The organism is Fulvivirga maritima (assembly GCF_021389955.1).
Taxonomy (GTDB): Bacteria; Bacteroidota; Bacteroidia; order Cytophagales; family Cyclobacteriaceae; genus Fulvivirga; species Fulvivirga maritima.
In genome coordinates this window covers 3,645,732-3,658,842 of the sequence record NZ_CP089980.1, presented here as the reverse complement: position 1 = coordinate 3,658,842, position 13,111 = coordinate 3,645,732, and the positions used below count along the sequence as shown (strand labels likewise).

Genomic DNA, 13,111 nt, shown 5'->3' with positions numbered 1-13,111 from the left:
AAACGCGCCCTTGTAACCTCCTACCAGACAACAATATAAGCATTAATAGTAAAAAGCACGTAAAAGGTAACAAGTAAAACACATTTTAACCGCTCAAATATATGTTTAATATGTATTTTTTAATAGTTTTCCGGCAAACTTGGAAACATGAGAATAAGAAGAAAGACGAGCCAGTGTCCGAATTGCGGAGCATCTTTAGATCAGGTATATAATTATTGCCCTCAATGTGGGCAAGAAAACACTAACAACAGTGTATCTTTAAAAACACTTTTAGGCGATTTCTTCAACACCTATTTTGCGCTAGATTCTAAGTTTGTAAAGACCATTATACCATTTTTCATTAAACCTGGTAAACTTACAACCAAGTACATTGAAGGAAAAAGGGCTTCTTATTCTCACCCACTAAGGCTTTATCTTATCCTGAGCATATTTTTCTTTTTTGTACTTACCAAAGCTGCAAAAAAAGAAGGAATTGGTGATTTTGATAGTGGGGACTCAAAAATAGCTCTTAGGGATGTAGAAGATTTAGGCAGAACTACGCGAAAGGCGCTTCAGGATAATTTATCTGAACAAGAAATAGACTCCATATTGAGTAAAGTAAAATCTGACGACTTGGAAGACTTTAAGGATGCAATTAATCAGGGGCTAACAGCAGAGCAGATATCTACTTTAAAGAGTAAGCTGAGTGAAGATGCTCAACAAAAACTTGGCCTTATATCTCCTGATTCTTCAAACACCTCTTTGGATTCTCTGATTACTGAGTCTACTACAACTTTAGCTGACTCCACTTCGCGCAAATCCAGAAAAAATAAATCTTTTATCATACCTCCACTGGACTGGAAGCTTATAGAAGACCTTAAATACGAAAAGCAATATTCTGATGAAGCAATTTTAGACTCTATGAAGCTTGATAACTTATCTGGCTTCCAGAGACGTATTTCTATACAAACCATAAGGTTTAAAAGAAACCCGGAAGGAGCCTATTTATATATACTTAGCAATTTGCCTATAATGATGTTATTATTGGTACCTATTTTCGCGGCTATCTTAAAATTGCTTTACATAAGAAGGCATCAGCTATACATCAAACACCTGATTCTCAGCCTTTACCTGCATGCTTTCGCTTATTTTATTTATGGGATAGTGATACTAATTGTTATCAGTACAGATATGCCAAGTAGCACTGATAATATACTGATAACAATTAGCTTTGTGTGGATGGCAGTATATGCCTATATTTCATATCTAAGAGTCTATAAACAACACTGGGCTAAGACCTTTATGAAATTTATAATTACAGGCTGGATGTACTGCACTTTCATATGCTTGTTTTTAACATCCGAAGCTTTAATCTCTCTATTACTATTTTAGTGAATAGCCTGAAGCACTTTAAAGTTAGCTTCCACTATTTTATCCACTAAATCATCAGTAATAACGGCTGAAACAAATAAGGTTTCAAACTGAGATGGAGCCAGGTAAATACCTTCATTTAACATACCTCTGAAGTACTTACCAAAAAGCTCAGTATCAGATGTTTTAGCCGTTTCAAAGTCTGTAATTTCTTTATCAGAGAAAAACAGGCTAATCATAGAGCCTATCTGGTTGATAGTATAATTTAATCCCAGCTTAGAGAGATTAGCTTCAAAACCTTCTTTTATCTGCTTGGTGGTATTTTCCAATTGCGTATACAGCTCTGGGTGCGACTTAAGATGGCTAAGCATGGCATAACCAGCAGCCATAGCCACAGGATTACCTGACAGCGTACCTGCCTGGTAAACCGGCCCCACTGGCGAGACGTACTCCATTATTTCCTTTTTACCGCCATAAGCACCTACAGGCATTCCTCCTCCTATGATTTTTCCCATAGTGGTAAGGTCAGCTGATACGTTAAAAAGCTCTTGCGCACCCCCTTGAGACAGCCTGAAGCCAGTCATTACTTCATCAAAGATCAGAATAATACCATGTTCATCACATAGCTGTCTTAGACCTTGAAGATAACCTTCTTTAGGCGTAATACAGCCCATATTGCCCGCTACAGGTTCTAATATAATAGCCGCTATGTTATCAATATTACTTTCTATAAGGTTTTTAACCGCTTCCAAATCATTATAAGGAGCTGTAAGTGTATCCTTAGCCACTCCCTCAGTTACTCCGGGGCTGTTAGGTACCCCCATAGTAGCTGCACCACTTCCGGCAGCTATCAAAAAAGAATCACCATGGCCGTGATAACACCCTTCGAACTTGATAATCTTCTCTCTATCAGTATAGCCCCTGGCAAGGCGTATGGCTGACATGGTAGCTTCAGTACCTGAGTTTACCATTCGCACTTTTTCTACTGAAGGAAACAATTCACAAATAAGCTCAGCTATATCTATTTCCGCTTTAGTAGGCGCTCCGAATGATAGAGAAGTTTTAACAGCTTCTACCACTGCGGCTCCTATTTCTTCATGAGCGTGCCCAAGAATCATAGGCCCCCATGAGTTAATCATGTCTATATAGCCATTACCATCAGCATCATACATGTAAGCGCCTTTTGCAGACTTGATGAATAGAGGATCTCCTCCTACTGATTTAAATGCTCTTACCGGAGAGTTTACCCCTCCGGGTATAAAATTTTGTGCTTTATTAAATAGTGATTTGCTAGTTTCTATCTTCATTCTTTTTCGTCTAGTTCGTATATTACATCTACTCCTTCCGGGCCAAAGTTTAATATAGGTACTATACTATTATCCTGAGTGTTAGAATAACTAAAACCAGGAGTCAGATAACCTGGTATAAACTCGTTTTTATCCCATCCTGTTTGAAAATACCTCCCGTATTTATTAAGGCTTTCACCCAGGAATAACATCATCTCATAACCTATGCTGGCATATTGAGAAGGAACTACTCTGTGTTTTGAAATATAATCTTCTCTAAACCTGATGTACTCAGGCTTATCAGTATTTACATATAATGGGGCAAATAAAGCTGCTCCTAGTTTCTCATAAACATCATATCCTACTACTGACATTTTCAACCAATCAGCAGAAGCTACAACCATTATAGAATCACCCCTGGTTTGTACTGCACTAATTACTTTAGAAGAAATCAGTTCATTGGTAGAAGCTACAAATATGTGCCCTACACTATCTTCCTTAATTCTATAAATAGCTTCTTCTTCAGGGCCACCACCTATTTTACCTCTATTTACCAGCATATCTAATATTTGCCTGGTATCATCTTTCTCTACCCTTTTAGTAGCTATAATATTGAAACCTTCACTTTGAATTTTTTGCTTATAAGCCATGGCTACAGCAGAATCTTGTGATGTTTCACCATATATAATCAAACCTGTATTATTGCGTGCATGTTTGCTTACATACTCAGCCGTTTTTCTTCCTATAGTCTCATTACTAGGATTAAATAAGAAAGAATAAGGATTTTTACCCACTACATCTGCCTCTGATGATAGCGGATTGATCATATTGATTTTATATTGAAAAGAGAACTCTTGCACTAACTCTCTAGGCTCAGCAAACAATGGCCCTATAATTAAGTCCATGCTTTTTAGTTCTTCCTTTTCCAGAATCTTTTTGGTTGATGCTTTACTGCGCTCTGTATCATATGCGTAAACTTCTACTTTTATTCCTTGCTCTCGCAGTGTATCTAAGGCGAACCTTATGCCATCATAAAGGTCAAGTACTAACTGATTAACTTTCGGTCTGTCATTAGGAGCAAGCCTATCCATTAAAAATGGGAAAAGCACTGCTACTCTATATTTTTCTTTGAACACCGGCTTCTCATCTATGATAGTCTGGTAATCAGCGGCATTGAGATCAAACTTTTTAACCAGCTCGGCCAGAAGCTTCTGATCCTGATTGACTAATGACTGTGCTGCAATCTTTTTTGCCAGCACCTCTCCCAGTACTTTATCATCTTTATGATTTTCGTGAAGCTGCTTTACATTTTCTACCTCTTCAATCTGCTCTAAATAATAGAACTTAAGGTTATCTATATCTTCATTAAAAGAGCGATCATTAATATCATCAAGAATGGTGATAGCTTGATTATATTCTTTACTCTCCATATAGATTTTGCCTAACCAATATTTCACCTCATTGGTTTTAGACCATTTAGGAAAGCGTTCTTTTATCTGCAATAACATGTTTTTAGCCATGGGCACATACCCCTGGTTATAAGCTGCTAGAGCATAATAAAAGGAAGCATATTCAGCAAAAGGATTATCCTCTGATCTTTTCATCAGCGGCTTAAAAGCTTCCATAGCCAGGTTGTAACTTTCCTGGTTAAAGAGGCTTTTAGCATTCAGGTATTGCTGCTGCTTACTTTCCTGCGCATAGAGGAAATTAATCGATAGTAAAAGCCCGACTACAAGTAATAGTTTTTTATAATTCATTGTTTGCTTATTCCCACTCAATAGTGGCTGGGGGTTTAGAACTAATATCATACACTACTCTATTAACACCTTTCACGGTATTAATTATCTCATTTGATACATCTGCAAGAAACTCATAAGGCAAATGGCACCAGTCGGCAGTCATACCATCTACGCTGGTTACAGCACGAAGGCTTACTACACGTTCATAGGTACGCTCATCTCCCATTACCCCTACAGATTGAATAGGTAATAACATGGCTCCTGCCTGCCATACATCATCATATAAACCGGCCTTTTTAAGACCATTGACAAAAATATGATCAACTTCCTGCAAAATGTGTACCTTTTCCGGAGTGATGTCCCCAAGAATACGGATACCTAATCCTGGCCCAGGGAAAGGGTGTCTCCCCAAAATAGATTGATCAATCTCCAAGGTCTTACCTACCAAACGTACTTCATCTTTAAATAGTGTATTGAGAGGCTCTACCACCTTGAGTTTCATATAATCAGGTAAGCCTCCTACGTTATGGTGTGATTTTATAGTTACTGAAGGGCCATTTACTGATACTGACTCTATCACATCAGGATAAATAGTACCCTGACCGAGCCATTTTACATCCTGTATTTTATGTGCTTCTTCATCAAAAACATCAATAAACACTTTACCAATGGCCTTTCTTTTAGCTTCAGGATCTGTGAGCCCTTCTAAGGCCGTGTAAAATTTATCTTTGGCATCAACTCCCTTTACGTTTAGCCCCATGTGCTTATAAGAGTCCAATACGTCTTCAAACTCATTCTTTCTAAGCAATCCATTATCTACAAAAATACAATGCAGATTACTACCAATAGCTTGATGTATAAGTACAGCCGCCACTGATGAATCCACTCCACCAGAAAGGCCTAACACTACCTTATCATCACCGAGTTTTTCTTTTAAAGAGGTTACTGTGCTCTCCACAAAGATATCAGGGGTCCAACTTTGCTCGCATCCACAAATATGAACTACAAAGTTTCTTAACACTCTTTTCCCATCAGTACTGTGCGTTACTTCTGGGTGGAATTGTATGCCATAGGTCTGCTCACCTTCCTTCTTAAAAGCTGCTACTTTTACTGAAGGGGTACTGGCAATAATTGAAAAATTTTCTGGCAGTTCTGAAATAGTATCGCCATGAGACATCCACACTTGAGAGTCTATAGAGATTTCTTTCATCAACTCGTTATGTTGATCTACCTTACTGAGCTTAGCTCTTCCGTATTCACGTATTTCAGAAGGTAATACGTTACCTCCTCCTTTTTGAGCCATAAGTTGTGCTCCGTAGCAAACGCCCAATACAGGCACGTTTCCACAATAAGCATCTATGTCTACCTCAGGTGCATTTTCCTGCCTTACTGAACAGGGGCTTCCTGAAAAAATCACCCCTTTTACATCATCTGTAAGTTCTGGGGCATTATTATAAGGATGAATCTCACAATAAACATTTAGTTCTCTTACTCGCCTGGCTATCAACTGAGTATACTGTGAGCCAAAATCTAGGATCAATATTTGTTCTGCCATTCCGCAAAAATAGTATGCTCTGCGTGGAAAAACTATTAATTTATAAAAAGATAAACTTTACTAATATTGTAGAGATAGTTACCCACACCTGTTGTTTGTTATTAAGTATAGTTACTCTAACCATAGTTGGCACAATATTTTAGATTATAAACGCAACTAATTTTAACAGATCTATGAAAAAAAATATTTTACTAAGACTTTTTACTCCGGTAACGCTGGCAGTGGTAATATTAGGAATTACCAGCTGTGACAAGAATGACAATGTTGCATTATTCTCAGTAAGTAATGATGTAGAGTTGGGCCAACAGGTAAGTGCAGAGATAGCCAGTGACCCTTCGTATAATATTATTCCTGAATCTGAAAACCCAGAAGCTTATGCTTACATAAACGCTATGGTAGATGATATTCTTAACAGTGGGCAGTTAGCCTATAGGGATGAATTTGTTTGGGAAGTAACCTTGCTGAAAGATGACAATACGCTTAATGCCTTCGCTACACCCGGTGGATATATTTATGTATACACTGGCCTAATAAAATATTTAGAAACACCTGATGCACTAGAAGGTGTGCTGGGGCATGAAATAGCGCATGCTGATTTAAGACATACTAGTAGAAATATTCAACAAGAATATGGTGTATCCTTACTATTAAACATACTACTTGGACAGAATGCTTCTCAGCTGGAGCAAATTGCAGGACAGGTAGCAGGTACTCTTTCCGGGCTTCAGTTTAGCCGTAACTTTGAGGAAGAAGCTGATGCTAAATCAGTTGAATACTTGGGAGCTACCGAATATGCATGTAATGGAGCTTCTTATTTCTTTGAAAAATTATTAGAAGAAGAACAGGCAGGAAATACACCTGAATTTTTGAGCACTCACCCCAGCCCAGATAGCAGAGTGGAAGATATAAATGCCTTGGCAACAGAAGCAGGTTGTGACACTTCGTTATCAGGCAAGAGTGGCTATGAAGCTTTTCAAAACAGCTTATAAAAGAAAAAAACTATCCGGATGGCACAAGGCCACCGGATAGTTAACTATAGCAAAAGGAGCTTTTATTCCAGTACTTACCTCCCTTTACAAACAACTAACTGAGAAATAATAAAACTCAGGCAGGCAAGAAGAACAGCAACTATTATTTGCCCGCAGGCGTCATAATTACCTCTACGCTATCAGCTTTCTTTAAAATATATTTTGCTAATTTTTGAATAGCTTTTCCATCTATAGAATTAATGGTTTCGGCGTATTCATCACGATCAACATAAGACAAATCACTAAACAATAAATTAGTCAACTGGTCTTTCCAGAAAGAGTTCTTATCCATATCCTCATCATGACCTTTTATCATAGCCTTTTTAATATTGATCAGATCATCTTCAATAGGTTTTGCGCTGGCAAGTTTTTCAATCTCTTCATACACAATCTCCATTAACCTTTCCTCTTTATCAGGATTACAATCGAAACTTAAAACGAGGTTGAAATAAGGATTGGGTAAAGTCTGAGCATAGCCTTGCACACCTACACCATAGCTTCCGCCTTCTTCTTCTCTAATAGTTTCTAAAAACCTCTTACTAAGCAATTGGCCAATAATGTACATGGCCGATGCATTTTTTCGGTTATACTTTATATCTCCGATTAAGCGCAGGTATACACTTGTTTTAGGAGTTTCCATTTCTCTTTCAAAATGTACTATTGTTTTACCATCAGCAGGTCTTTCATTATGATCCACCGCTTTTTCCGTAGGACCTTCTCCATTTACATTACCGATGTATTTCTGAATAAGCTCAAGACCATTTGCAGGAATATTTCCTACAAAAACAAAAGTGAAATCAGAGGCATTTTTTATACGATCCTGATATACCTTTTGAGCCTGATCAAAATCTAATGCATCTAAAAATTGCTGATTAAAAAGAATAGTACGCGGATTATGATTAGTAGTAGCCAGACTAATACTATCTTTCATTACCTTGCCATTGTCTTTTTCCACATTATCTAACTGATTCTGATACTGTGTTTTTAGCAATTCATAAATATCCGGGTCGAATCGTGGAGATTCAAAGTATAAATAAAGCAACTGAAGCATGGTCTCAAAATCTTCCTGATTAGAGCTTCCGCTAAATCCTTCTGAATAGTCTCCGATATATGGAGCCATAGAGGCTACTTTACCTGTTAGCTTTTTCTTCAGCTCTATAGAGGTAAAACCTGCTATGCCTGAAGATCTGGCCAGTAATGTAGCTATGTCAGCTGAGGGCAACTGCTCAGTAGCAATTAATGATTTTCCTCCTTTACTAAACGATGTGAAAACAATTTCATCAGGCGCATATTCTGTAGGCAATAAAACTACTCTTGCTCCATTTTTTAACTCATACCCTTTAGCCTTTTCTATTCCTGGTAAATCAAAAGTATTAGCAATAGCTACAGGCTGTAGGTCTGCTTCTACCATGTCAGTATCATTATCATCTTCCTTATAAGGCTCCAGGTTCATATTTTCTACTGACTCCATCACCTTAATAAATTCATCTTTAGTAGGGAAAGTCTCATTACCTTTTTCAGGACCTGTAACTAAAAGCACTCTGTTTTCCTTGGTAATTACACTTTTTGCAAAGTCATTTAATTCTTTTAATGTAAGATCATTTAGAATACCCACTATAAGATTATAATCATCTTGAGGAGCTAAAAATGGTTTTGCTTTCAAGAAATAATCAGTCAATTGATCAGCCCAAGAGTCATTATCTACTTTGTCTTTATTCTTAAGGTAATTATCATAGCTAGATACAAATTGTTTTTTGCTTCTCTCCAATTCACCACGAGTGACACCATATCTCACCAAACGTTCAATTTCTGTATAGCCTTCTGCAAAAGAAGCCATCAGACTATCCTTTTTAGGAATTGCCTGAATATTAAAAGAAGAAGTAAGTCTGGATATAGGTGATGTGTAAGCGTAAATAGCCAAACTTTTACTGTTAGGGTCAAGTGTTTTTTCTTTATACCTGTTTGATAAAATATTAGTATAAACAGACATAAGCACATTAGATCTGGTAGTGGCTGTATCATACTGTAAAGGCTCCTCTTTTTTGTACCTTAATGTTATTCTGGTGTATTTAGCCTCCTCATCTTTAGCCGTTCCGAATAACAATTCTTCATTTTCAGGGATTTCATAATACTCTCTTTTTGCTGGGTTTTCAGGCATAGGAATAGAAGAAAAGATATCCTTTATTTTCTGTTCTACTGCTTTAGCATCTACATCTCCCACCACTATTACAGCTTGCAAATCAGGCCTATACCATTTGTGGTAATAATCTCTAAGCTTATCATACTCAAAGTGGTTAATGATGTCCATATCACCAATAACATCTCTTTTAGCATACTTAGAGCCTTTGTATAAAACCTGATCAGTTTGATTTTTAAGTCTTACGTCACTGGTACGTCTTGTTCTCCATTCTTCACTTACCACGCCTCTTTCAGCATCTATCTCTTCTGGTTTTAATGATAAATAACCTGACCAATCATGCAATACCCACAGGCAAGAATCCAGCAGCCACTCGTTACTATTAACAGGCACCTTACTAATATTATATATAGTTTGATCTGTGGCTGTATAAGCATTAATTTCCTTACCAAAAGAAACACCATTCTTCTCCAGCATTTTAATAATGCCTTTGCCATCAAAATTTTGGGTTCCATTAAAAGCCATGTGCTCCAGGAAGTGAGCCAGGCCATTTTGGCTATCCTCTTCCAATATGGCTCCTACATTCTGGGCAAAATAAAAACTTGCTCTTCCTTTGGGTTCTTCATTGTGCAGCACATAGTATTCCAGTCCATTATCTAACTTTCCATGTACCACTTCATCATTGAGCGGAATGGGAGTAGTAAACTGTGAATAGGTGCAATGTGCATACATCACGGCCACCAACGCCACTATCCATTTCTTCTTTAATAACATAGTCTATATTTATTTTCTATTTCTTCTTATCAACATTACCGCAGCCGAAACTATGATCAGAAGCGGCAAAAGCCCTACAAAAGCAATCTTATTAATAAACACCTGATCCGCATCTAACAAAAGAGTATCATCAGGGAAAGGAGGTCTCGTGGTATCAATAGGGAACTCATCATTAGTAAGCCAACTAAACAGGTTAGTCATAAATTGGAAATTACCCATCTCTGACCTACGCAGTTCCGAATTGCTTAGCAGGTCAGCGTCTCCTCCTACTATTATCTTTTGCCCTTCCTCCTTTTGCAAGGCTACCAACACCGTAACCGACTTCATAGAAGGCTTATTAGTAATGCTATCAGATAATACGGTAAGTCCTGTCTCTGCAAACCAGGTAGGTTTATTAGGCGTTTTAATGAAAGGCGTTACTGTGTAGCTTGAAACACTATCGACATTTATGCCTACTCCACCTGAAATACTCACCTCTGGTTTGGCGGTAAGCTGCCCTATTTTCATGGCCGCTTCTGTAAGCAATCCTTTTAAAAATTCAGGTTCCGTTTCCTCATTCTTTTGAACCAAAGCAAGGGAGCTCAATCGAATACCTAAAGTATTGACTAACGGATTAACCGCTTCCGTGCTACCCGGCTCAGTAAATACTAATAGATCCTTCCCTTCAGCTAAATATTTCTTCACCTTGCCTATCTCTTTTTGACTTAGCTTTAATTTAGGATCAGCTATAACTAGTATATCGGTATTATCAGGTATGTCTTCATTATCTAAATCTACAGAAGAGACATCGAAGCCCTGATTAATCAGAGAATAGCGAAATGTGATTTCATTAAAACCTGTTTTATAATTTCTATCGCCTCTTTTTTCTATGCTTCTTTCCTGATGGCCTGTAGTAAAGACAATATGAGGAGGTGAGACCACGAGCCTTTTAATAGCCGCTGTAATTTCCTTTTCTTGCGGAAAACGTATCATATCATCATACATCCGAAGCGGAGTTTCCTTTCCGTTATAGGACAAGAAACGCACTAATCGATTTTCCTCTGGCTCCAGATTAATCTGTCTCTTAATCTCTTCAGGAGTAAGCACATCTGCAATATCCATGTTTATGGTTTCCGCTATTTTTTTAGCCAACTCAGCATTACCTAATCTTGGATTTCTATTGTATAAATCTTCATTTTTGGAAGAGTCATAATAGTAGACATACTCCATTTCTAATTGCGGCAAAAATCTTATGTATTTCTCAAAGGCTTCTTTATCATAATTTCTACTATAAGGAGCTCCAAAATGATAGTTAGCATCTAAAAGATTAACATAAGTAGTAAGCTTAACAGGGCCATCGATTTGCTTCACTACCTTCTGACTATTTTGAGTTAATGTTCGATACTTAGTAAAGCTCATATCATGATAAAAAGAAAGGAATGGTAACGAACTGACATAGCCAAGTCCAAGTACTAACACTACTAAAGCTGCATACCTACCAAATTTACCAGCAACTGTTTTGCTTTCTCTTTCAAAACTTAATTTAAGGATACACAGCCCTACGAAAAGAGCGGTTACCAATAGAAAATATAATACATCTTTACTTACTATAAGGCCTTCTTTCATTTCATCGGCACGGCCTGCAATGGAAAGGAAATAAGTAATATCTCTCACAAAATTGATATCCTGCCAAAGAGAACCCACAAAATTCAGCGCAGCAAGCACTACTAATGTACTTATGGCAGCCACTACCTGATATGATGTAAGGCTAGACATAAAAAGGCCTATAGCTGAATACGTACAAATTAAAAGGTATAGCCCTAAAAGGCCCGAAAGAATAAAAGTGACATCCAGATTATCTATATAAAACCATGATGCGATGGCTAGTAATGATAAAACACCTATAAACAAAAGGCAGTAGCCGGCAATAGCCATAAACTTGCCCAATACAATATCTCTTATTTTTATAGGAGAAGAATAAAGCAATTTAATAGAGCCGCTATTTATCTCCCTACTAATTAAGCCCATAGTTAAAAGGGGCACATACAAATACAGGTTATCCTGCATAATGGTAAACACACCACTATAACCGGAAAAAATATAACTCGTTAATCTTCCCAGGCTATCTCCCAGTCTTTGAGCCCTTTCCATGCGCTCCACTTGGTTAAAAAACTGCCAGCTCGCCTGCACCGTAAATATTACTAATACTACCCATGCCACCGGAGAATAAAACATGGTGTTTAGCTCTGTTTTAGCTATTCTCTTTATTGTCTTCATATATTATTCAATGATTTTAGGCAGATTAATTACGGGTTGCCTTTTTAGATAATTGTGCAAAAACCTCATCGAGTGAGCTCTTTTCCAGTTGTATTTCTTTAAGTTCCCAACCTTCTGTTACACTTTTCTTTACCAGCTCCTGAGCTATAGCGGGAGATCCTGAAAATTTAATTCTTGCTTTTTTAGGGGTTATGTAATATACCTCTTCTACTTCTGGTACTGCCTCTAGTACTGCGGGTGCAGGAGCGTTTTCCATTGACATCACTAATGAATTAGGCTCTATATAATTATCAAAAGCTTCCATGGTATCAGAAAAAACCATAATTCCGTTTTCTATCATTATAATTTCATGACAGGTAGCCTGCGCCTCAGAAAGAATGTGTGATGAAAAAATCACGGCCTTATCTTCCGCTACCCGTTTAATCAAATTTCTAACTTCCAGGATCTGATTAGGATCTAAACCATTAGTTGGTTCATCAAGCACTACAAGCCTGGGTTTATGAATAATGGCCTGAGCTATACCTACCCTCTGCTTGTAGCCCCCTGACAGGTTTCTAATAAGGCGATTGCTAAAATGTGAAATACCGCATTGCTCCTTAGCACTTTCCATGGCATCTCGCACTTTATCTTTTTCGATTAGGCGAAGTTCAGCACAGTGCATCAGGTATTCATCTACGGTAAGGTCTAAATGCAATGGCGGGGTTTGTGGCAAAAAGCCAATCAGTTTCTTAGCTCCTACAGGATCTTCCTTAAGGTTAATTCCATTGATATATACATTACCTTCGGTCTGATTTAAAACACCACAGAGGATGTTCATGGTAGTAGATTTACCCGCACCATTAGAACCTAATAGTCCTAAAATTCCATTGTCTTTGATTTCAAAATTGATATCTCTAATGGCCCAGTCTCTGCTATACTTATGTGATAAGTGCTCTACCTTAACAATAGTATCTTTCATAAATGAAAATATTAGCACACGAGCCTGT

8 protein-coding genes are annotated in these 13,111 nt (G+C 37.6%); 2 read left to right on the top strand and 6 right to left on the bottom strand.

What is annotated here, in order from left to right:
• The first annotated feature begins 147 nt into the window (after positions 1–147).
• Positions 148–1,371 (top strand): DUF3667 domain-containing protein, encoded by a 1,224-nt coding sequence (locus LVD15_RS15570; RefSeq protein ID WP_233776141.1) that lies wholly within the window; start codon positions 148–150, stop codon positions 1,369–1,371.
• On the opposite strand, the gene hemL is transcribed toward LVD15_RS15570, so the two are convergent.
• The 3 genes from hemL to guaA are packed head-to-tail and all read right to left on the bottom strand — an operon-like array spanning position 1,368 to position 5,930.
• Complete coding sequence (hemL, locus tag LVD15_RS15565) at positions 1,368–2,657, bottom strand: glutamate-1-semialdehyde 2,1-aminomutase (RefSeq protein WP_233776140.1); 1,290 nt, start codon at positions 2,655–2,657, stop codon at positions 1,368–1,370. The two genes, LVD15_RS15570 and hemL, sit on opposite strands and share 4 nt — an antisense overlap.
• Positions 2,654–4,393, bottom strand: a complete 1,740-nt coding sequence (locus tag LVD15_RS15560; RefSeq protein WP_233776139.1) for an ABC transporter substrate-binding protein — start codon at positions 4,391–4,393, stop codon at positions 2,654–2,656. Before LVD15_RS15560 ends, hemL begins: the two co-directional genes overlap by 4 nt.
• A 7-nt stretch (positions 4,394–4,400) precedes the next feature.
• Positions 4,401–5,930 (bottom strand): glutamine-hydrolyzing GMP synthase, encoded by a 1,530-nt coding sequence (gene guaA / locus LVD15_RS15555; RefSeq protein ID WP_233776138.1) that lies wholly within the window; start codon positions 5,928–5,930, stop codon positions 4,401–4,403.
• Positions 5,931–6,103: 173 nt separating this feature from the next.
• Between guaA and LVD15_RS15550 the strand changes: the two genes are divergently transcribed.
• Entirely contained in the window at positions 6,104–6,919 is an 816-nt protein-coding gene (locus tag LVD15_RS15550) for a M48 family metalloprotease (protein WP_233776137.1), read from the top strand.
• A 142-nt stretch (positions 6,920–7,061) separates the two neighbouring features.
• Here LVD15_RS15550 and LVD15_RS15545 read toward each other — a convergent pair whose 3' ends face one another.
• From LVD15_RS15545 to LVD15_RS15535, 3 genes are read right to left on the bottom strand one after another with little or no spacing between them, the layout of a single operon-like run.
• Positions 7,062–9,869, bottom strand: a complete 2,808-nt coding sequence (locus tag LVD15_RS15545; RefSeq protein ID WP_233776136.1) for a M16 family metallopeptidase — start codon at positions 9,867–9,869, stop codon at positions 7,062–7,064.
• Between the two features lie 9 nt (positions 9,870–9,878).
• Positions 9,879–12,125, bottom strand: coding sequence for a DUF4350 domain-containing protein (locus LVD15_RS15540; RefSeq protein ID WP_233776135.1), 2,247 nt, complete (start codon positions 12,123–12,125; stop codon positions 9,879–9,881).
• 25 nt (positions 12,126–12,150) lie between these two features.
• The gene (locus tag LVD15_RS15535) at positions 12,151–13,083 is read right to left on the bottom strand and encodes an ABC transporter ATP-binding protein (protein ID WP_233776134.1); all 933 of its coding nucleotides are present in this window, start codon (positions 13,081–13,083) and stop codon (positions 12,151–12,153) included.
• Between the last annotated feature and the right edge of the window lie 28 nt (positions 13,084–13,111).